The following is a 24,549-nucleotide window of genomic DNA, read 5'->3' as shown; positions in this document are numbered from 1 at the left end:
ACAGGAACCGGAATTGGAATTTGAAGATGAGCACAAAGAGAAAATACAGCAAAGTAAAAAAGGCACTATTACTTAGTGGCTTATCAACCATGGTAGTCGCTAGCTGCACAAGCTATTGGTTGTGGGCACGACTAAACTCTGCATTGCCTTTATTAAATGGTGAGGTGGCGATCCCTCATGTTGAACATGAAGTGGTGATCGACAGAGACCGCAATGGTTTGCCTTCTATTGTTGCCCACACAAGAACAGATGCCGCTCGGGCCATGGGCTTTCTTCATGCTCAGGAACGTTTCTTCCAGATGGACTTTTTGCGCCGCAAAGCGGCCGGTGAACTGAGCGCACTGTTTGGTGAGTCTTTTATCAATGCTGATAAGGAAGCCAGGCTTCATCAGTTTAAGCACAGTGCACGTCAGGCCTACAACAACCTCGACGAACAGCATAAGGCGCTATTAGACGCGTATGTCGAAGGGGTTAATAGCGGGCTGGATAAGCTTAAGAGCGCACCATTTGAATATGCCGTGCTCAAAGCGACGCCAGCAACCTGGCAGCCTGAAGATTCGTTTCTGGTCTCCTTTGCCATGTTTATGGAAATGCAGGGACGTGATTACCACAATGCACTCTATCTAAACAAATTGCAGCAAACGCTACCCCAGGCGCTGGTCGACTTTCTGGTGCCATTAGGCACAAGCTGGGATCAACCACTGGATGCACAGCAAATAGCAACAGCTCCGATGCCAGGTGCTGACGTTTACTCGCTGGCCGAATCTGAAGAGAGTGGGCAGCACAACCTGGCGCTGACAGAGCATCAGCAATCACTGTATGCATTGACACTGAAAGACACACCGTCTGTGGCTGGTAGTAATAACTGGGCAGTGTCTGGTGACAATACGCTGTCCGGTAAAGCCCTCGTTGCCAATGATATGCACTTGAATTTAACAGTGCCGAACATCTGGTATCGGGTTGAGTATACCTGGCAAGAGGCAACTAAAGAACACCAGCTGTCAGGCATCTCTTTACCTGGTTTACCGTTGATGATAGCGGGCAGCAATCAGCACATTGCCTGGGGCTTTACCAACTCAATGGGCGATTGGTCTGATTTACTGCGGATCCCTGCTGAGAAAAGCCAGGCGTTGGTGACGCCTGTGACGCAGACCATCGATGTAAAAGACGCGGCACCGATTGAGTTTGTCGTTGATATGACGCCATACGGCCCGGTTGTCGAGCGCGAAGAAAATGGTGACTTGCTGGTGTTACGTTGGGTGGCTCACTCCCCGATGGCAGTCAACCTGGGGCTCTTTGATGTTGAGCTGGCAACGAGTGTCGATGCCTCCCTTCCTTTATTCAACGATGCACATATGACACACCTCAATGTCGTGGTAGGTGACGAACAGGGCAATATCGGCTGGACCATGTTAGGGGCTTTGCCTGAGCGAGCGCATTCAGTGTGGGCACCGGTTGCCTATGACAATGATAAGTACGCCTGGTCCGGGTTTTTGGATTCAGCACAGTACCCTAAGCGTATGAACCCAGAATCAGGGTTTCTGTTTACGGCCAATGCCCGGGTTGTATCCGGAGATGAGCTCGATGTGATTGGTCGTGAGAACTATGCATTGGGTGCCAGGGCAAATCAGATCCACAATGGTTTGAGAGTCATGCATGAACCGAGTGAAGCGCAGATGCTACGCACTCAGTTAGATAGTCGTGCGATATTTCTACAGCGCTGGCAGTACTTACTGCTTTCTATACTCGATGAGGAGTTCCTGGCTGAGCACCCTGAGCTGACCGAGTACCGCGAAATTGTCAATAACTGGAATGGCAAAGCGACCAAAGAATCAACGGGTTATCTGTTAGTCAGAGCATTCAGAACGCAAGTTGCCCGGCGGGTATTTGGTGGCATTTTGAATGATGTGCATGAACGAAACCCAGACTCCAATGTCTTTGACTACTTCAGTTTAACCAGTCAGTGGGAAGGTCCGCTTTGGCAGCTGGTGAATGAGCAGCCTGCACACTTACTGAATACCCGTTACGACTCCTGGCAGGGGCTATATGCTGATGCGTTGTCGTTCCTGAATAACCACTTTAATAACACCCACGGCACCATCGCCAATGCCAAGTGGGGTGACTACAACAAAGTGGCCATTTCTCATCCTGTGGCAGGGGCACTGCCACTGATCGGGAAGTTCTTCAATATCCCTGAATATGGTGCGGACGGTGACATCAATATGCCTCTGGTACAGGAGCAGAACTTTGGTGCATCCATGCGCATGGGTGTGACACCCGGCGAAGAACAGAGTGGATTTTTCCACATGCCCGTAGGGCAGGCATCTAATCCGATGTCGCCCTATTGGCTGGCTGGGCACAAAGATTGGCAAGAGGGCGTGTTCTCGTCATTCCTGCCACAGGAAACCGAGTACTCGCTCAAGCTGATCCCTGCTGAGCATAAGGAATAAGCCATGAACAACAATAATAAACTCACAGAGGATAAGGGTATGATGCTGACATCTGCACAACTCGATATTTATCTGGACCAAAAGCGATACCCCAGCTCTCCAAACTACAACATCGGTGGAGTGATCAGAATCACAGAGACGATTTGTGAATCGTCATTCCAACAGGCGATGGCGCAGCTGGTGGCAGAGAATGACGTGTTTCATCTTTACTTCAGTGAAGTAGCGGGAGAGCCCAAACAGTGTCGTGCACAGGTGCCATGTAAATTTGAATTCCTCGATTTCAGTACCTTTACTCAGGCGTCGGAGCAGGCGAAACACTTTGTCAATCAGCAGTTGCTGACGCCATTTGATTTATCAGAGCCCGGCTTATATCGCGCATTTTTACTGAAGCTGGCGGATGAAGAATATTGGTATGTACCAGTCGCACATCACCTGATCACTGACGGCTTTGGTTACAGTAACTGGTTTGACACGTTATTCAGGTACTACCTCGCCATTGCGCAGGGCAATGGAGACGCATTATCGATCCCACTTACCCAGTATGACCAGGTTATTGAGTACATGAATGAACAGCTCGATACCAGTGAACAAACCACGCAATACTGGCAGCAAAAGTTCAGTCGTCAGCTTCCTGACAGAATGTTTGTGCCTAAGCAGCTGAATAACCCGCACAAGCATGACAGCTTTTTGAGTCAGCATGCGATTGCACAGTCTGACTATGCCGGGCTTTGTGCGCTGGCAAAGAGCATGGGCGTGCGTGTGCACCACCTGTTTATGTCTGCAATCGCCTGCTATCTGAACCTGCAGTATCAGACCTCCGACATCGTTTTGGCATTGCCATTTCACAACCGCGATAAGGTAACGGCGCGAGCCATTGGTGGCATTGTGTCTGTTCTGCCAATGCGCTTTAGCATTGATCAGCAGTGGAGCATGGTCGATTTGGCTGCCGAGATCCGCACACAGATGCGGGATGTGTCCAAGTTTAAGAAATATCCGGTTGGCAAGATCGTTGAGCATGCGCGTCAGCTGAAGCCCGATCTTGAACGCCTGTTTGATGTGCAGTTCAACTACCAGAAATTGGATTACAAGTATGCGGATGGACGCATCAATGCGGAGTCTGAGTTTATTCCACCTGGAACCGAGACCACACCACTGCTGTTTAACTTGTGTGAGTATGGTGATCATCAGGACGTCATTTTACAGGTTGAGGCGAACCGCGCTTTCTTTGATGAATCCGATGTTGCCCGGTTGTTCGAGCGCCTGTTCACCATCATGGATGGTATGCGTCATAACCCACAACAGCGGATCGCCGGTTTTAACTTCTTTAATGAACAAGATTACCGGGTATATCAAACGCTCAACAGCCACACCGAGTCGAGCGACGTAACGAGTATTGTGCAGTGTTTCAATCACCATGTCGCAGAGCACCCTGACCATGTTGCATTGGAAGTAGGTGAGTCAACACTGACCTATCGAGCGTTAAGTAATAGAGCAGCACAGGTTGCTGAGGTATTCCAGTCACACGGGATCAAGCGTGGTGACAGACTTGGACTGTGTCTGGATCGCAATGAAGATATGGTTGCCACATTACTGGCCTGCCTGTCTTTGGGTGTGACCTATGTTCCCCTTGACCCGGCCTATCCGCTGGAGCGTCTGACCTTTATGTTTACGGACAGTCAAGCAGTGATGCTGGTGACAGATTCCCGGCTTGCCACGCAAGTGCCACTAGGCGCACAGCGCACCTTGCTCATTGATAAGCTACTCTCAGGCGCTAGCGCACCTGCTGAGCGGACGTTGACCGTGCAGGCAGAGCGAGAGACGCTGGAAGCTTACATTCTGTACACCTCCGGGTCGACCGGGCGTCCCAAAGGCACCTTGATAGCACAGCACAGCCTGGACAATTTGATCTGTGGCACAGCCCGACGTTTGGGATTGGATCAATCTTGTCACTGTCTTGCTACGACGACCATTGGATTTGATATTTCGACGCTGGAAATCTATGGCCCTCTGACCGTGGGCGGCAAAATAACCCTGGTCAGCCATCAGATAGGTAAAGATGCCCTTAAGCTGGCACCATACGCCGATGCGCGTGATTACACCTTATTTCAGTGCACTCCGACAATGTGGCAGGCCCTGGTAGAAGCGGGCTGGCAGGGCAATCAGGGGGCAACTTTAATAACGGTCGGAGAGCCACTCTATCCTGCGCTGGCTGATCAGATGCTGGTCCGCTCTCAGCGTGTTATTAATGCTTACGGGCCGACTGAAGCGACCGTGTATTCACTGGTTGATGAAGTACGTCGGGATGTCGATGGCACACCCAGCTGCCGTCTGGCCCGCTCGCTACCAAATTATCGTCATTTCGTGGTGGATAGTCGAGATCAACTTGCCCCCGTTGGCGTCAGTGGCGAGCTTTGCATCGCAGGCGACGGGCTGGCACTGGAGTATATCGGCCGACCCGATGTCACTGAGGCACAATTTGTACACTTACCGGCGGTGGCGAGCGAACGTCTGTATCGGACGGGCGATTTGGTGACCCTAAATAGTGAGGGAGAAATCGAATACCAGGGACGCATAGATCATCAGGTCAAGATCCGCGGCTACCGAATTGAACTGGGCGAAATAGAAGAGAAACTGGCACAACTGAATGGCGTTAAGCTGGCTGTGGTGACCACGGTGGGTGAGCGAGGCTGTGATGTGAAGCTGGCTGCGTATGTCATCATGGAGCCCGGCATTGGTTTTGACGTTGAGGCTGCCCGCACTGAGCTGGCGACAGAATTACCGAACTTTATGTTGCCGCACTTTTATACGGAAATGGATGCATTTCCATTGACCTCCAGCGGTAAAGTGGATCGCAAGGCATTGCCAGAGCCCAGTCATCGCGAAGTGGAGTTTGTCGCCGCGGAAACGGACACTGAAGCACAGCTTTGCACTATCTGGCAGTCGTTATTTGAGCGTGATGTGCTCAGTGTCACCCACAACTTCTTTGAGCTCGGCGGTCATTCGCTGCTGGCAATGAAGATGTTTGGCCAGATACGCCAAAGTATGCAAGTCGATTTACCACTGGCCAGTATTTTTGAGCAGCCGACCATTCGTCAGCTGGCAGACAAAATTGAGGTGATGCGTACGGAGCAATCGCAGCAAAGTCGCGTACGACCACTGGTTAAGTCGGACCTTGAAAGTGGCCATCCACTGTCGCGTTCTCAGCTGTCTATGTGGCTGATTGATAAGCTCAGCTACGGTACTGCGCAATATAATATGCCTGGGGTGTTTTCTATCACGGGGGCTTTGCAGGTCTCTGCGTTACAAACCGCGCTGGCACAATTGGTCAAGCGCCATGAGGTTTTACGCACGGTTCTGATTGATGATGCAGTAACCGCCAAACAGTACGTGCTGGAGGACTACAGCTTTGATGTGCCTGTCATTGATGTATCGGGCAAGCAAGATGTCATGTCCTGTGTTGAGCATTTTGTTGAAGCGGAAGCCAATATGCCATTTCAGCTCGACGTGGGCCTGAAAATACGTGCCAAGATCATTAAAACTGCGCCTGAGCACCACTTCCTGCTGCTGACCTTACACCATATCGCGGCAGATGGCTGGTCAATTAACATTTTGACTGAAGAGCTGGAAGCCCTGTACCGTGGGGTGTTGAGAAACGAAGCCGCTGAGCTGCCGACACTGGATATTCAGTACAAGGACTATGCGCACTGGCAGCACCAGAATATTCAGGATGGATCACTGGATGGGCAGCTGGAACATTGGTTGTCATTCCTTGCGGAGCACCCTCAGGTACACGGTTTGCCCCTGGACTTTCCGCGCCCGGTCCAGCCCTCATTTGAAGGCCGCAGCTATAAACTGAATATTGACAGCCAGTTACGCTCACAATTGCAAACGTTCTGTCAGCGCAAAGATATGACGCCCTTTATGGTTTTGCAACTGGTGTATGCCCTGTTGGTTGCGGAGCAAAGCGGCGAAACAGACATTCTGATAGGGACACCCGTAGCGGGCAGAAACCACCCCGATATTGAGGGGCTGATAGGGTGTTTCACCAACTCCCTGGTACTGCGCAATCAGATTGATCTGAATCGCCCATTGGATGCACTGCTGACAGACTCCAAGCAGGCTGTGATGTCCGCATTTGACAACCAGGATGTGCCATTTGAGCTGCTGGTAGAGCGCCTGAATCCGGAGCGGAATTCAAGCTACAACCCGATCTTTCAACTGTGGTTTGTGTACCACAGCCAACAGTTTAACCCACTGACGCTCGACAGCTTGCAGGTTGATTTGGTGGAGCCTCACAGTCCGAGTGTGAAGTTTGATTTATCTTTGTCGGTCTATGAGCAGGACACCAGCCTGACGTTGGATTGGGAGTATCGTCCCGAGTTGTTCAAGGCCGATACGATTGCTCAGTACGCTGTGCGCTTTAAAGGCATTTTACAATGGTTGCTGAACGAATCTGACACGGCCCACCCACCGATGCGCACCGCCAAACCAGACATCGATTTGCCCGCTGTGGAGCAGGGGGTATTTGCCGCGCGAGTCGCTGCAAATGGTGCAGCGTTCCCACAGGCAACCGTCGTGGTTGACGAGGAACAGGTACTCTCTCAGCAGGCGATATTCGCCAAAGTTAGACGAATGAGAGCGTATCTGAATACCCAAGGGGTCAAGCCCGGACAGGCGGTCGGTGTGTGTCTGGATCACGGTTTAGCACTGCTCGTCACACAAATGGCTTGCTTGTTCAGTGGGACTACTTTTGTGGGGCTGGACCCGGACAGCGATATGCAAACAACGGATGAGGTGATCGCACGTTTTAATCTCGATTTTGCGATTACACAACGCCATTTGGGCTCCTTTTTGGCGGATACCTCAGTGCAAGTAATAGACACCAGCGAGGCGTTGGCTTTCAAAGCACCTGCAAGAGTTTGTGAGCCTGAAACCCGATTACATACGCAACCCGTTTGTATCCTTAACCCAGCATCGGACAACGAAGTGGTGCTGACCCAACAGGACTTACTGCTGCTGTCTGACAAGCTGGCCGCCGAACTCGGGCCGCAACAGGGCTGGGTGAACAAATTTATCTGGAATGCGTCGGTATCGTTTGACTGCTCTTTGATGGGCTTGTGTCTGATGAGCCTTGGGTTCGAGTTACACGTCGTCGATACGAAAACGCGTTATTCAATTACACAACTGAATGAATACCTGACGTCGCAGCGAGTCAATCTCATTGAGCTTACGCCAGGGTATTTAAATCTTATGCACAGTCAAACCGGACTGACGTTTAGTCACAGGACAGATCTCCTCATCAATGGCACTGAGGTAAACGCGCGTTTGACTGAAATTTTAGCCCAATATCAAGCGACATCCGACGCAAAGGTGATAGCAGTAAACACACTGTTTGAAGAATTCCGCTTGGTCAAACTTAACCAGTCATCGGCTAAGGCACAGCAAGTCGGCAGCGTGGGCCTGACCCAAACATGGGGTGCCCAGTTACGTGGTCGCATTATGGAGGTGTTACACGACATCTATGCGGCTGTGCTGAAGAAAGACCGAGTCAATGTTGATACTGGTTTTTATGAATTAGGGGGTAATCCATTACAGGTCAAGGGTTTATGTTCATCTTGTGAGCAACATTTTAAAGCGGGACTGAGTGTATCTGCACTCGCCAGTGGTCCCTCTGTCAGCCAGCTGGCAGAACTGATTTCAACCATTTTTATAAATCAAAGTGTAGCCGGTACAACCATCACAGCTACTACTTCAGCGCAAACATTAAGGAAATAACAATGAACACACAAACAATAATAAATCAATGTCTTGAGCAAGGAGTTCGCCTCTCTGTTGAGAACGGCAACTTGCAAATCGACGCACCCAAAGGCGGACTGAGCAATGAAATGATTGCCATTTTGCGAGAGAACAAAGCACAGCTGATTGAGTTCATCAACCAATTCTCCGCACAGAAAGAAGCTGTTGAAAAACAGAAGCTTAAACCAGCTACAATCGATGGTCCAATTCCATTGTCATTTGCTCAGCAGCGTTTGTGGATCATCGACCGCATTGAACAAGGTACGGCACAATACAACATGTCGGCCGCATTTAAACTGGAGGGTGTTCTCAACCAGGACGCGTTCATCGCAACCATAGATGCGGTTGTTGCACGTCACGAAATCCTGCGTACCGTGTATAAAGAAACCAACGATAAATGTGAACAGGTGATCCGTGAAGAGGTTGCCAGTGCCGTGAGCATCATCGATTTCACTCACCTTCAAGGTAATGACTTGTATGATGAAATTCGTACACTTGCCGAGCAGGATGCACTTAAGCCGTTCGACCTGCAAAACGATACTATGCTGCGCGTGCAGTTAATTAAGGCCTCTGATTCAGAGCATTATGTTTTGTTCAATATGCACCATATCGCTTCTGATGGCTGGTCCATTGGCGTCCTGGTTAAAGAGTTCTTAGAAATTTACACGGCTTACAGTCAGGGTAAACCTAACCCGCTGGCAGAGCTGGAAGTACAATACAAAGATTATGCGCACTGGCAGCGCGAGTGGTTACAAGGTGACGTGCTGGAGAGCGAAATTGGTTACTGGCGCGATCAGCTTCAGGACTTACCTGCCACGCACAGTTTACCGCTGGACCGAGCTCGTCCGGCACAACAGGGTTTCCTGGGGAATTCTATTCGTCGCGAGTTGACGCAAACGCTGACAGATAAGCTGGATGCCTATTGCCGCGAACAAGGGGTAACCCAGTTTATGGCACTGCAGACGATTTATGCACTGCTGGTTGGTCAGTGGAGTGCGGAAGAAGATGTGGTGATGGGAACGCCTGTTGCAGGACGAGTGCACCAGAACGTTGAGCCTTTGATTGGCTTTTTCCTTAACAACTTGGTTCTGCGTACAGATTTATCTGGCGACCCAAGCTTCAACGAGCTGATCCGCAGCAACAAAACGACGTTACTTGAAGCCTTTGAACACCAGCACTTGCCGTTTGACGCATTAGTAGAAGATCTCAACCCAGAGCGTAGCAGCAGCCATCAGCCGATGTTCCAGTTGTGGTTTGTGCTACAAAACCACGAAAGCGGCACGTTCCAGTTGCCAGGTTTGGAGATGTCTAATCCGGAAGAGATCTTAGCGGGTATCGATGTTGTGAATTTCGACATTTCGCTCAGTGCCATGGTGGAAGAAGGTCAGCTGGTATTTGTCTGGCAGTACAAAACAGACTTATTTGATACCAATACCATTGAAAGCTTCGCCGAATCATTCGAAGCATTACTGGAAAATGCCATTACCCATGGCGAAGAAAAAGTCTCGAAGATTTCCGGTGTGAAAGAAGGCGCTGTACAGCCCTGGAAGACCAATAACGAACATTCTTTTGAAAATACTCAGAGCCTGATCAAGTCAGTATTTGAATTTGCCCAGTCTAACCCGAATGCGATTGCACTGCGTGTTGAAGATGATGCAATCAGCTACGGCGAGCTGGCAGCTAAGGTCAGTGCGTTTTCACAGCAGTTGACGGCTGCGGGCGTGGCAAAAGAATCGCCGGTCGGTATTTGTGTTGACCGTAGTATTGAGCAGCTGGTTGCTCAGCTGGCCATCATGCATGCAGGCGGCGCCTATGTGCCGTTAGACGCGGGTGCACCAAAAGATCGTATTGAGTACATTATCGCAGATACTGGACTCAACATTGTTGTGGCACAGCCTCAGTACACCAATAAGTTCGCTGATATCGATTGTCAGACCGTTGCGATTGACCACACTCAGATAGCGGGTGATGGGGAAGTAAACGCTGACGCCATTGAGCTCAATGCTGAGCAACTGGCGTATATCCTTTACACGTCAGGCTCAACAGGCAAGCCTAAAGGGGTTGCTGTGCAGCATGGCAATCTGGTCAACCTGGCAAACAGCATGCAACTGTTACTGGCTGAACGTGGTGTGTCTGGTCAGTATCGCTGGGCCTGGAATGCGCCGATGATCTTTGATGCATCAGTGCAGGCACTGACTCAGCTGGCATTCGGTGTGGAACTGAACTTGCTGAAAGACGAGTTGCGTAAAGACCCCAGCCAGCTATTGAGCTACCTAACAGACAACAAGATTGATGTGTTGGATACCACTCCGGCCCTGGTAGACCTGGTATTGCGTGAAGCGGACGAGAAAGGCCTGGCGCTGCCAAATCTGTTGATTGGTGGTGAAGCTATCAGCTCCGAATTATGGCAAAAAGTGGCGGCGCACAGTGAAGCACATCAGCGCTTCGCACTGAACGTATATGGTCCGACAGAATGTACTGTTAACGCGACCTTCTCTGACATTAAAGCCGACTCAGTGCCCAACATTGGTAACCCATTGCCTAACTGTCAGACCTTCATTCTTAACGATACCCTGACGCCATTGGCGCCGGGCGCGAAAGGTGAAATTTACATCGGCGGTGAGGGGGTTGCCCGTGGTTACTTCAATAACGACGCACTGACCCAAGAGCGTTTTGTTGAGTCGGCTGAATTTGGTCGCATCTACAAAACCGGAGATCTGGGTCGCTGGCTGGCAGATGGCACAGTCGAATACCTTGGTCGTAGTGATTTCCAGGTCAAGCTGCGTGGCTACCGTATTGAACTAAGCGAGATTGAATCTGTGCTGCTGGAAGACGCTGGCGTAACCGACGCGGCGGTTCTGGTGAAAGATGAGCAGCTGGTGGCCTTCGTTGTTGGTGCGGATGTGGATCAGAACCGCCTGACACAGCTGATGGAGACCAAACTCCCTGCTTACATGGTGGCGGCTGTCATTATCGAAATGGATGAAATGCCACTGACTAAAAATGGTAAGCAAGACCGTAAGGCGTTGTTAAGCATTGAACTGGAAGAAGTGGTCGATGATTACATTGCCCCCAGAACAGAGATGGAAGCGCGTTTGCAGGTTATCTGGCAGGAGCTGCTGGGTAAAGAGCAGATCAGCATGGATGACAACTTCTTCTCCATTGGTGGTCACTCACTACTGGGTATCCGTGTAGCGAGTGCTTGTCGGGAGCAGCTTAGCATCGAGATCCCGCTTAAGGTACTGATGGAAAATCCAAGCATTGAAGCCCTGGCAGAGCAGTGTGAAATGTATGAGAAACAGAAGCTGGTTATGTCTGGTGCAGCAGTGAGCGATGACGCTGAAAGGATGGTGATATGAGTGTAGAGCACATCATAGAACAGTGCTCTTCTTTAGGTATCGGGCTGTCTACGGACGGCCAGAACCTGAATATCACTGGCGAAAAAAGTAACCTGATCCCTGAACTCATAGCGATGCTAAAGGAGAACAAACCGGCTCTGATTGCCCATATACAGCAGTTTGCTGCGCTAGAAAGTGAACGGCAGCGTTATCATATCGCGCCAGTAGACAGAAATGGGCAACTGCCCGTTTCTTCTGCACAACGACGCATTTGGTTATCACAGCAGCTGTCAGATTCTGCTGCTGTGTACAATATGCCAAATAGCGTGCGTGTAGAGGGACAGTTTGACGAGCAACTCGCTCGTCAGGCTATCCAAATGATCATTGCTCGTCATGAAGTGTTGCGCACAGTGGTGCGTTATGAGGGCGAGCAATTAGTCCAGGTCATCCGTGAAGCGGGTGATGTCGACTTTGTCATTGAAGATTATAGTCATCTGAGCGCAGAGCAAAGTGAAGCACTGGCTCTGGAATATGTACATAAAGATGCCCAGAAACCTTTCGATCTGCAGCGAGATCTGATGTTTCGTGGTGGCTTTATCAGGCAGTCAGCCGAACATGGCACCCTATTTTTCAATGTCCATCATATCGCTGCTGATGGCTGGTCAATGGCACTATTGCTTGACGACTTTAAGCACTTTTATAACGCGCTGTTTACCGGTCAGACGCCAGAACTGCCGGCGGTACCTGTGCAGTATGCAGACTATGCAAATTGGCAGTATGAACTTCTGAACGGCGACCAGATCGCGGCATCTAAATCCTACTGGTTGACACAGTTGCAGGATTTACCAACAGTTCATGATATCGGGTTGGATTTCCCCAGGCCGGCATCGACAGGCGGGAAAAGTGACTTTTGCGCAGTGCAACTCCCCGGTGCGCTGAGCGACCAATTAAAGGCACTGGCGGTGAGTCAGAACACCTCTTTGTTTGTGTTATTCCACGCGGCGGTCTCTGTGCTGCTTAGCCGCTACGCTGGCAGCGATGACGTGGTCGTCGGTACACCTGTTGCTGGGCGAAAACAAAAAGAACTAGAAAGAACGTTTGGCTGTTTTATTAACAACCTGGTTTTGCGTCTGCACACGGATGCTCAACAGTCATTTGCGGCGCTGTTAGGCAGCGCCAAGCAGGTAAACGAAGCGGCGCTGGAACATCAGGACATTCCGTTCGAGTACCTAGTGGAAGCATTACAACCAGAACGTAGCAACAGTTATCACCCGCTGTTTCAGATTGCGTTAGTACAAAATAACCTGGATGTCACCGACGAAGCCGACATACCGATGGCCGGAGACGTGTCTTTGGAATCATTTGACGCGGCGGAACTGAGTGCAAAATACGATATTCAAATTAACCTGGTTGAAACCCTGGATGGTATTCGAGTTAGCTTTTCGTTCGACACCAATCTGTTTAAAGCCGAAACAATAACGAGAATGACACGGCAGCTACAGGCCATTTGTCTGCAAATTGCTGATAACCCGGATCGGCCTGTAGGCGAATTGGTACTCAGTGACAAACAGGAAGTGGCGCAGCTTAAAACCTGGGAACACCAGGTCGAATATCAATCCCGACAGTTGCCGATACACAGGTACGTAGAGCGCTGGGCTGCAAAAGCGCCAACCAGACAGGCGATCTGTGTGGCTGACACCTGCGTCAATTATGATGAACTGAATACCCGTGCCAACCAGTTGGCTGCTTACTTGCAGGCCCAGGGCGTCGTGCCCGGGGATTACATCGGTGTGGCATTTGAACGCTCTGCTGAGCTGGTGATCGCCATGTTGGCCATCGTTAAGGCCGGTGCGGTGTATGTCCCGTTGGATCCGGGTTACCCGGCTGCCCGACTGCAATACATGGTTGAGGACACGGCACTGACACATGTTCTGACCAACACGGCACTGGCGTCATTGTTTGAAGCCTATGTGTCTGATGTCGTGGCCATTGATGCAGACAAAATTGCCGACGCTATCCAGGCCCAGCATCGCGGTAACCTGAATGTGGATACCACGGCTCAGGACCTGGCGTATGTCATCTACACCTCAGGCTCAACAGGTCAACCAAAAGGGGTGATGGTTGAGCACGCGGGTATCGAACGCCTGGTGATCGCGCCTAACTATGTGTCATTGAGCCCGGCTGACAATATCTTGTTCATTTCTAACACGGCATTTGATGCGGCGACCTTTGAGATTTGGGGCGCGCTGGCAAATGGGGCTACGTTATACGGGCTGGACAAAGCGTGCTTGTTGGACGCCAATCGGTTTGCCGAAGCAGTGCGCCGACTGGAGATCAGCGTTGCCTTCGTTACGGTCGCCTTGTTTAACCAGATTGTCGCCATCAGGCCTGATGCATTCGGTTCACTCTCTACTGTCATGGTTGGCGGTGACAAGCTTGACAAGCATAGTATTGATCAGGCGCTGTCTCATGGTAAGCCCACGCATTTGTACAATATTTATGGGCCGACTGAAAACACCACATTCAGCACTTATTACGAGATCAATGCCATCGACGAAGGTGCCTATCCAATTGGTCAGGCCATTTCGGGGACGGGCTGCTACATTCTGGATCCCGAGCTAAAGCGCTGTGCCATCGGGGTTGTCGGAGAGCTCTACCTGAGTGGAACAGGACTCGCGCGGGGTTATCTGAATAAACCTGATATGACGGCGCAGCGGTTTATCGAGGCGAAGTCGATAACCAATGAGCGGCTTTATCGCACCGGTGATCTGGTTAAATGGGATGAGCATGGCAATGTGTGTTTTGTCGGCAGAGCCGATAGCCAGGTCAAGATCCGTGGGTTCAGGATTGAGATAGGGGAAATCGAGCATGCGCTGATGTGCCTGTCAGAAATCAAAGAAGCGGTTGTTCAGGTTGAAAACGAGGGTGGGCAAAAGTGTCTGATAGCCTACGTGACCTGTCATCAGGTGCAGAGTGTCGAGGCATTAAAGCAGGCCTTAAAGCCAAGTCTGCCATTACACATGATACCCGCGCAGATTGTTCAGCTGGACACCATGCCATTCACTGCCAACGGCAAGATAGATCGTGCCCGTCTGGTTCGTCAGCAGACTACAGATACGGCGCAATTGACCCCACCAACCACGGCATTGGCCAGATCTGTTGCAGAGATTTGGGCCGCTGGATTGCAACTTGAGCCACAACAGGTTGGGATGCAGAGCAATTTCTTCGAGTTGGGTGGACACTCATTGCTGGCGATGAACCTGATACACAAAATTCACCAAACCTTGCACTCTGAGGTGCCTGTACAGTGCCTATTCGAAACCCCTGTGCTGGCTGCATTCACTGAGTTAGTTGCAAAGTATCAGCATACTGTTAGCGAGTTGAGTGTGACAAAAGCCCCAGAGTCGCAGCATGGTTATCCCCTGTCAGCGGCTCAGCGCAGAATGTGGTTTATTGATCAGCTAGGGGGCTCGAGCACGCAATACAATCTGACTTACCAGTTTGAGGTGCAGGGCGAGTTTGACGTTGAAGCGGCCCAGCGGGCACTGCTTTTGATGTTAGACCGACATGCAATACTGAGAACCACTTACCATGAAACTGAAGCAGGTGAAGTACAGGTGGTGCAGCCGCTGACAGAGTTTAAGCTGGCACATTATCGCCCCACACCACAACAGTATACAGACGTACTGGCTCAGGCTGTGGCGCAAATTAATGCCGCCTTTGATCTGAAAAAAGCGCCATTACTGCGAGCTGCCTACATTGAGGGGGCGCAGCACGAGACGGGCACACTGCTATTGAGCTTGCATCATATCGCCACTGATGGTTGGTCAATGAATGTGTTTTTCACTGAGTTTGTCACCTGCTACCAGAGTGAGTTAGCAGATCAGTCGGTGGCATTACCGGACAATCCGCTGGCTTATACTGATTATGCCGTTTGGCAGCAGAGTTACCTGTCCAGCGCTGCCTGTCAGACCTCGTTAGACTATTGGTGCGCGCAACTACAGGATGCACCGGCACAGCATGGTATCGCCCTGGATTTCCCGCGACCGCAGACCAAACAGCAATGCGGTGCTGTAGTAACTCGCAGGCTACCCCAGGCACAGGCACAGGCGCTCACGCAGTTTATCGGTGAACATAATCTGACGCCGTTTATGCTGGCACATGCGGCTTTGGCGCTGGTGGTGACTCAGCATGGTCTTGATACCCAGTGTGTGATCGGTACGCCCGTAGCGGGCAGGCATGATCAGCAGTTGGCCAGCTTAGTTGGGTTATTTGTCAATACCGTGGCCCTGACTGCGCGAACAGATTTCGCCACGTTGGGCGAGTATCTTGCGCACATTCGAGAGATTAATGTTGCTGCGCAGTCACATAACCTGGTGCCATTCGACACCGTGGTGGATGCACTCAAGGTGACGCGCTCAGCCGCACTCTCTCCTGTGTTTCAGATCATGCTGACGACCGACAGTGAGGAGAACTTTAGGCTGGGTCAGGCATCTGCGGGTGATTCGCTCAATGGTGTTTCATTTCAAGCTGTATCTGGCAGCGCGGTAACGACCAAGTTTGATCTCGACATTCATTTTGATTTGTCAGCACAGCAGCTGACGATGCACTGGGTATATGACACCAGTTTATTCACAGCTGATACCATCGAGCGGGTTGCGCAGCAAGTGGAGCAGGTATTGTTACAGTGCGTGGAGCAGCAAGATATCTTATCGCTGTCTTTGCCTTCGCTCACTGTATGCAGTGAGACGCAAGTGGCGGCGCTGCTTGAGCGCTTGCAGCCCGAGGCTCCGGTGCATTCAGTCGATGCAGCCAGCCTGGCAGAATGTTGGTCACATACCGTAGCGCAACGCGCTAAAGACGTTGCCCTGATCTGGCACGACGAGACATGGACTTTTGATGCGCTGGCACAGCGTGTGACACAGTGTGCACAGGCTTTGGTGAGTCACTATGGCGTGGGCAGAGGTCAGGTTGTTGCGGTCCAAATGGACAAAAGTGATGACATGGTGGTTGCGTTACTTGCCATCTTACGTAGCGGCGCAGCTTATCTGCCGCTGGACCCCAATGCGCCGCAATCACGTGCCGAGTATGTGCTGTCGGATGCAAATGCATGCTTATTGATCACACAGCCGGGTTATCAGGCCCAGCACAGCGCTCAGACCTGCCCTGTGATCAGTCTTGAAACGCTGCAAGACGTGACGGTTAAGCACGATGTGGCACTGGATAAGGCGTCTGCTCAAGACCTAGCCTATGTGATTTACACGTCGGGGACAACCGGACAACCAAAAGGGGTCATGGTGTCTCATCATAATGCGCTGGCATTGATGGCACAGATGCAGCAATGGTCCGTTTGTCAGGACAACAAGAACTGGGGATGGAATGCAAACTACGTGTTTGATGCCTCACTGCAGGGTTTGCTGCAATTGATTGCTGGCATGACACTCACGCCCATCCCAGAAGCGCTGAAGCTGCAACCACAGCAGTTTGCTCAATACCTCAGTGCAACCTCTGTTTCGGTACTGGATTGTACACCGAGCCTGGTGGAAATGTGGCTGGATGAGGGCCTGGGGGCTCAGCTTCCCGATCTGATTATCGGTGGTGAAGCCATCTCTGAGTCCTTGTGGCAACGCTTAGTCGTCTGGCAACAAGAGTTTGCACGCAGTGCTTTGAATGTGTACGGACCAACTGAGTGCACAGTCAATGCAACAGTCGCTCCCATCACGGGCGCCTGCCCACACCTGGGGCTGCCATTGCCTTACAACCGAGTGTATGTGCTGGATACTTATTTGCGGCCCGTTGCTGAAGGCATGAGTGGTGAGCTGTATATCAGTGGTGAGGGGGTCTCGAAGGGCTACCTGGGTAAGCCTGAACTGACTGCTCAGTGCTTTATCGACTCACCGTTTAGCGATGGTCAGCCGGGTCATCACCAGCTATACAAAACCGGCGATGTGGTGCGCTATGCGGATGGTTTGTTGCAGTACCTCGGTCGGACTGACAACCAGGTGAAACTCAACGGCTATCGCATTGAGCTGGCCGAGATCGAGCAGCAGTTGCTGGCGGACCCTGAGGTGGTGCGCGCACATGTGATGATTGTTACAGCACACAATCACACTCCGGCGTTGGTGGCGTATGTTCAGCCCCGTTCTGAGCAGTTTAAGCATGCGGAATTGAGCGAGGCGCTACGCGCTAAATTACCTGGCTATATGGTGCCACAGCACGTGATCGCTGTCTCAGACTGGCCAGTCACGCGAAATGGCAAGCTCGATATCAAGGCACTGCCTCAGGTTGAGTCATCCTGTGCTGGTGAGCGGCTGAACACGGCCACAGAGTTGAAGCTGGCATCTGTCTGGCGCACCGTATTGAGACTACCGGAAGATCAGGCGTTCTATAAAGACTCGAGCTTTTTCAGCGTGGGTGGCAACTCTTTGCAAGCGGTCGCACTGGTACGGGCAATTAAAAAGGCCTTCAGCATACACATCAGCGCACTGGATGTGTTCCAGCAGCAAACCCTGGCAGCATTAGCCGCCCTGGTGGATGCCTGTGGTGGTCAGTGCGGTGACAAGATGGAGCTGGTGTGTTTGCGCGAAGGTGATAGCCAGTTGTCTCCCATTGTCTTCATTCACCCTGTGGGCGGTCAGCTGACGTGTTATGCCGAGTTAGTGGCGCAGCTGCACACTGAGGCACCGATTTACGGCTTGCAGTCCATCACTGAGCAGGGCGAGTCCATTGTTGCACTGGCCGCGCATTATTGGTCTGTGCTTCACCAGGGTCTGGGGCAACGTGCTTATCACCTGGTTGGCTGGTCAATGGGAGGCGTGATCGGTCATGCCATGCAAAGCCTGGCCGAGGAACAGGTGCTAAGCCTGACGATGATTGACGCCTATGTCCCGGAACTACAAAACCTCGAACACAATGAGTTGGCGCGGCTGGGTACTTTCGCTGCGGAGTTAGGTGTGTCACTGGAAGGCATTGCGATGGCTGATGTCCAGCCGCTAAGCAGTGAGCAACGTTTGGCACTATTGCATCAGTTATGTGTAGCACAACAGGTTGTGTCTGAAGACTTTTCGCTTGCGGACCTGCAAGTCCAGTGGCAGATCCTGAGCCATAACCAGGCGCTGTTCGCGGCCCATAGTTGTACACCGTCAGGTGGTCATGCACGACTCATTTATGCCAATGATTTCTCTGCCTCAGAGGGGTGGGAAACGCGTTTGGCACATTGCGAATTTCACCCCATTGCGGATACGGATCATCATGACATTATCCGCAGAAATGAACTTAAAACACTGATTAATAAGTATTTAAATTAAAAATAATTAAGGAAATTACCATGTTAAAAGATACAGTTATTTTCAACGAGCAGTACAATGGTCAAACAGCAACATCGGCACTGAAGGAAGGTTTTTTACCGGAAGGTCCTGATTTTCCTTTGGTTATTGAAGACACCTCTGGGGCACATAATGCTGCGCAGTGGGTTGCCGACAATGCTGCGCAAATTGATCAACAGCTCAAGCAATATGGTGCCATTTTGTTGCGTGGTTTTAACGTACAAAATGAAGATGACTTCCGTGAAGTCGCTAACGAGTTCATCCCAACATTGGCGAAATATATGGAAGGGGCTACACCGCGTACTAACCTGGGTAAAGGGGCGTATACGTCGACTGAATTCCCGAATGAGCTGAGCATCGCGCAGCACAATGAGCTGTCGTACATCAAGCAGTGGCCGATGAAAATCGCATTTAGCTGCATGATCCCAGCTGAAGAGCGCGGTGCGACACCGATTGCTGATGTCAGGAAGGTGCATGATTTTATTGATGCCGACATCAAAGCTAAGTTTGAAGCGCATGGCTGGATGCTGGTTCGTAACTATGGCAATGGCTTGGGCCCAACCTGGCAAAAAGCATTCAATACCGATGATATAGAAGAAGTAAAGGCTTACTGTCAGCAGGCGGATGTTGAACTGGAGATTATCAGTGCCGACCAGATCCGTACGCGTCAGGTTCGTCCAGCAATCCGTGAACACATTCATACAGGTGAGAAAGTCTGGTTCAACCACGCTGCTTTCTGGCATCCGTCAAGCCTGTGCCCGGTGATCAGAAAAGAACTGGTTTCTCAGTTTGGCGAAGAAGCGCTCACGTACAACACCATGTATGGCGATGGTTCTATTATTCCTGATGACGTCATTGAACACATTAATGAAGCGTACAAGAAGGCCACAGTGACTTTCCTGTGGGAAAAAGGTGACGTGTTACTGATGGACAACATGCTGGTTTCGCATGGCCGTGACCCATTTAAAGGCGAGCGTCGGGTTGTAGTTTCAATGGGTGAGCCAGTGGAACTATAAGTGAGTCATGAGGCTCGGTCATGCGAGCCCCAAAAATAGCAGGTTTATTATGTTGCTTTACTATATTAAAAAATTTAAAAAAATCATGTTTTTATCGGGGCTCGCTAGCTTGTTCACAGCAGCAACATCGATAGCTTTGTTTCATATGATTGGGGAAAGTGGTGAGACGGGTTTTCAACCGCTTGAAGTGGTGGTGTTTGCCGTTTTAGTTGCTTTTTTACTGATGGCGTCGATGACAACGAGCTATTTCTTGTCTCAGTACAGTGCGGGGACGATCAACAGTGTACGTCAGAACCTGGTCAGCCGGATCCTGGGCACCGATTATGACAAACTGGAAAAAGCAGGCAGAGCCAGGCTCTACAATGTCCTGACTAACGACGTGAATGCCATTTCAGGGGCCCTGGCCGAAATGCCAGCGTTCATTTACAACAGCTTTTTATTGCTGGCCTGTTTTGGTTATTTGTTTGTGTTATCTGAAGTGATGTTTGGCATATTGGTGTTGGCTGCTTTCGTGTCATTTCTCATTACCAAGGTTGTGATGGCGAAGATCACACGTGCAGCGAATCAAATGCGAGAACATCAGGACCACGTATTTGAAGGCTACAAAGGGATATTAGATGGTGCCAAACAGCTTACGGTTAATAAGGACAGACGTCAGTACTTTTTCGAAAAGCGTCTGAAGCCGGTCATGACTGAACTGCGCAGCAGTGAGCGTGAGTATGGATTTGCCTGGGATATTAACCGCAATATTAGTCAGGTGGTTATCTTCATTACCTTGGGCACCATAGTGGCAGTCAGCCATTATTTGCAGCGCACTGAATTAGTGATGAGCTATATCCTGATTGTGACGTACATCTCAGCACCGTTTGGGTATGTGATGAATCTGTGGCAAAACATTGCCAGAGCGCGAGTATCATTACAAAAAATAGAGTCTTTGCAGTTAGGCAGTGAGCAGGAGAATGGTGCTGAGCAAACTCACCAGCCACTCAGCGAGGACTGGCATAAGATTGCGTTTAAAGATGTGTCTTTTGCCTATGAATCTCAAGGAGAAGATACCGCATTTTCTTTGCCAAAGTTAAACCTGACGTTCAATCGAGGTGAAATCATCTTTATTACAGGCGGAAATGGCAGTGGTAAGTCGACCTTCTTACATCTGTTATTGGGGCTATACACACCGTCTAAAGGTGCGATCCAGGTTGATGATATGCCGGTCAGTGCGGCACAGCTTGATGAGTATCGTGCAAAAATAACTATGGTTCTGCCCGATTTCTATTTGTATCGTGAGCTGTTGGATGCAAACGGATCGCCTGCGAACGAAGAAAAGGCCCGTACTTTGCTGGCCCAGTTCCAGCTGGATCACAAGCTAAACGTCGACAAAGAAGGGTTTTCAGCAACACAGTTTTCCCAGGGGCAACGAAAGCGTCTGGCTCTGATTGCGTCGATTTTGGAAGATAAGGATATCTATGTCTTAGATGAATGGGCAGCGGATCAGGACCCTCACTTCAGAGCTTTATTTTATCAGGAGCTATTACCCTGGCTGAAGTCGCAAGGTAAAACGGTCATTGCCGTTACGCATGATGACAAGTACTTCCACCTTGCCGATCGCCATATCAAGTTTGATCAGGGGCAGGCACAAGAGTTAACAGAAAAAAAATGCCATGGGCAAGCAGCATAAATAACAGGAGCAGGTATGTTTGACTTTATAAAGAGCCGCAAAACGCCGGAAACACCTCAAGAAGAAGTGACTGTGATTGAAGGTGATGGCAGTGAGATCACTGTCAATGAAACTGAGCACACTGTTGATGGTCGGGTTGTAAAAGAGCGGCATGTCACCGTTTCTCGGGGTCACGGAGGGCCACAACCAGTCACCCCAACACCTCCTTCCAAATAGTTTGTAATACGGTACAAGGCAGGTGCTTTGTACCGTTAACTCATGCAGTTGCGCTTATCCCCTGTGGCTTGAGTACTGCGTCACTGATTGGTGACAAGTCAGCTTTGACCACCCCTTTGGCACTTTTTACTCTTTGACTTTTCTGTTTTTTTTCTTCACCTTACTTTTAGAATCGAATGATCCGCCTTGAGGTATTAGTACGATTGGAACACAGTGAGCTTACCTCAGAGGAGCGGAGATCAGGTTAACTATGATGAAACAGAGTGTTTAATGCGTTAGAAATTTGCTTTAATATTGCAAATCGTGACTTAGTTAGGCTGGGGTGAGCTAAACCAACCTATGCAGGCCCCGGAGTTGCAGTGCGCATGACACGAGTTAGCTACCTGAATAAAGACGCTTGCCCTGATATCGCAAAGTTGCAGGAATGACTCTGAGATTCTCTCATTACCCAGTCTCAGTTCAGGCTGCGACATAGGAAGATAAAAATAAAATAAAGGTCTGATAAAACAGCAGTTATGATATGAATGAAGCTAATTTTTCAAGGACTGTGAAAGAGGTGAGGTTTGGTGCCTGGACTTTGGACCCAAAACGACAGAGCATCACCGATGGCGAGGTAACCCGTGAACTCGAGCCTCTATTATTTAAAGTTCTCTGCTACTTAATTTTGAATAATGACCAGATCATTACCCGAGATGACCTGGTTAATGATGTTTGGTGTCAAAAGTATGTTGATAATAACGCAATTAATCGGGCGATGTCAGAGCTGCGCAAAGTGCTCAAGTCTGATCGACAAAAAGGCCTGGTGGTAAAAACACACTATCGTAAAGGGTATAGTTTCTTCCTTGAACCAGAAGTGGTCTATCAGGACATTATTCCTCAGGCGAGTATCGCACCCGTTACAAAACAACCGACTGACAGTCAGGTTAGTGCGCCAGTATCGACAGCAAAAACCCCGTTACGCAGATTTACGCAGTGGGTGGCCGTTCTTACAGCGGCGGTATTACTGGTGGGCGGCAGCATGCTGGGGTTGTCGTATTCCTCATCTGAACCGTCTGTTGTCGTTGAGGAGACAGAGTACACCGAGCAGTTACTGTCCTGGATACCGGGTCGTTATATGCGCGCCAAAGTATCGCCAAATAATGATTATGTCGCGTTTTCTTTTTTGCCCGAGGGTACCCAGTCTCACAGCCTGATCATTAAGGAACTGAGAACCGGGCTGGAGAAAAAAATCAGTGAACTGGGTATCAATTTTTATCCTCTGGGTTGGTCTGCTGATTCGAGTAAGTTGTTTTATCGTATGGGTGAAGGGGCAGACTGTGAGATTTGGCAGGCAGAGCGAAACCTGACGGATAATAGCCGCTTTTTGTTTAAATGCGATGAGCCGATAGAGCGTGGCGCAGGCGTCGGCGGTGATGCGTTTGTTTATTCCAAATCCAACTATCGTGGACGCGAGCAACTGTCTGTGTTGATGAATTACGATTTCGCCACCGGCGAGGAATTTCAGCTCACCTCTCCCAACTTAAACTCGTTTGGCGATATGTTTTTATTGTATGAAGCTTCGCTCGACAGCGTCTTTTTTACACGTCGCCAGTACGATTCCTATGAGCTCTACATGACAGACATGGAAGGGAGAAAGCAAACCAAGCTCTATGAATCTAAAACGCCAATTTGGGAGCTGAGCTATAAAAGCGATGCCAATACACTCATGTGGTTTTGCAACGCAACAAATCGCATGTTTGAGTTTTCCATGGACACCTATGCACTGAAAAGTAAGACTCAGCTGACCAATGAGAGCAACTATGCCAATGCTTATCCATTGTCTAAAGAACAAGTGATTGCGGTCAAGTATCCGTATAAGCATGATATTTATGAGCTTAATCTGGCTTCGGCGACGCTTTCACCGCTGTTGGTGAACGATGAGATAAAGTTTTCCGGGTTTATGAAAGATGAACAGGCGCATTATTTCGCACTGGAACATGAAACATGGCTTCTGAGAAAGAGCGCGGATACAGGGTTATCCAGTATTGTCTATACCATTGGTAGCCCGCTGGATAGTTTCCCGTTAGTGAATTTTGATATCCGCTCTGGGCAAACCCTGTTAGGTTTTGGAGAGCAACTCATGGTGTTTGATGAGCACTTTGAGACGCAGTTCTCGATAGAGGCGCAACGCTCAATCCTGGCTGCGGATATTTTACCTGGTGGTGATATCGGTTATATCGTTATTGACGAAGACCAGAAAAATAACCAATTTTATATCTATTCACAGCAGAGCAAGGTGTCAAAAAGGCTACCAATAAAAGGGGCGGTCTGGTTTGCCCACCTTAATGAGACGCAACTGATCTATTTGTCGCAGAAAAATACATTGCATTACTTTGATTTGTCGACGGGCCTCATCAGCGATGAGATTGCCCTACCACAAAGCAGTAACACCCGGTTAGTGACGGACGGCACCGGGGAGATTTACTATTCAAATGGCAAGCAGGTCTATCACATGAAAGAGGGTGAATGGCAGTTGCTCTTTGACCTGGTGGATAAAACGGTGTTTTCTATGCATTACTCGACGGAGCGCAATGCGTTGATTCTGACGACGCTGGAAGGGGCGAATAATCATTTAATCAAGCTCGAAGCTGCGACTACGCAGCCCCCATCAATTTAACGCTATTGTGTGACTTGTAGCATGCCATGCTACAAGTCACGTCGAAAAAGAACGACGCGCTTTCACTTATCCCACTA

At 50.0% G+C, this 24,549-nt stretch carries 8 protein-coding genes; all 8 read left to right on the top strand.

Annotated elements, in window-relative coordinates; all coding sequences use genetic code 11:
• The first annotated feature begins 26 nt into the window (after nucleotides 1-26).
• Nucleotides 27-2,450 (top strand): penicillin acylase family protein, encoded by a 2,424-nt coding sequence (locus QNM19_RS21575; RefSeq protein ID WP_049863038.1) that lies wholly within the window; start codon nucleotides 27-29, stop codon nucleotides 2,448-2,450.
• Nucleotides 2,451-2,453: 3 nt separating this feature from the next.
• A complete protein-coding gene (locus tag QNM19_RS21570; RefSeq protein ID WP_049863039.1) occupies nucleotides 2,454-8,225 on the top strand; it encodes a non-ribosomal peptide synthetase in 5,772 nt (1,923 codons plus the stop codon).
• A gap of 2 nt (nucleotides 8,226-8,227) precedes the next feature.
• Nucleotides 8,228-11,605, top strand: coding sequence for a non-ribosomal peptide synthetase (locus QNM19_RS21565; protein WP_284027199.1), 3,378 nt, complete (start codon nucleotides 8,228-8,230; stop codon nucleotides 11,603-11,605).
• A complete protein-coding gene (locus QNM19_RS21560; RefSeq protein WP_284027198.1) occupies nucleotides 11,602-18,891 on the top strand; it encodes a non-ribosomal peptide synthetase in 7,290 nt (2,429 codons plus the stop codon). The genes QNM19_RS21565 and QNM19_RS21560 overlap by 4 nt, the downstream gene beginning before the upstream one ends.
• 20 nt (nucleotides 18,892-18,911) lie before the next feature.
• Nucleotides 18,912-19,925 carry a TauD/TfdA family dioxygenase gene (locus tag QNM19_RS21555; protein ID WP_082225523.1) on the top strand — a complete coding sequence of 338 codons (1,014 nt, stop codon included), beginning with the start codon at nucleotides 18,912-18,914 and terminating at the stop codon, nucleotides 19,923-19,925.
• 49 nt (nucleotides 19,926-19,974) lie between these two features.
• Nucleotides 19,975-21,600 carry a cyclic peptide export ABC transporter gene (locus QNM19_RS21550; protein WP_049865542.1) on the top strand — a complete coding sequence of 542 codons (1,626 nt, stop codon included), beginning with the start codon at nucleotides 19,975-19,977 and terminating at the stop codon, nucleotides 21,598-21,600.
• Between the two features lie 15 nt (nucleotides 21,601-21,615).
• Nucleotides 21,616-21,816, top strand: a complete 201-nt coding sequence (locus QNM19_RS21545; protein ID WP_049865541.1) for a hypothetical protein — start codon at nucleotides 21,616-21,618, stop codon at nucleotides 21,814-21,816.
• Between the two features lie 520 nt (nucleotides 21,817-22,336).
• The gene (locus tag QNM19_RS21540; RefSeq protein WP_284027197.1) at nucleotides 22,337-24,472 is read left to right on the top strand and encodes a winged helix-turn-helix domain-containing protein; all 2,136 of its coding nucleotides are present in this window, start codon (nucleotides 22,337-22,339) and stop codon (nucleotides 24,470-24,472) included.
• The last annotated feature ends 77 nt before the right edge of the window (nucleotides 24,473-24,549 follow it).

Origin of the sequence: Pseudoalteromonas ardens, from assembly GCF_030125445.1 — a bacterium.
GTDB lineage: Bacteria > Pseudomonadota > Gammaproteobacteria > Enterobacterales > Alteromonadaceae > Pseudoalteromonas > Pseudoalteromonas ardens.
Note: the sequence above shows the minus strand (reverse complement) of the source record. Positions and strands in the feature narration are given on the sequence as shown.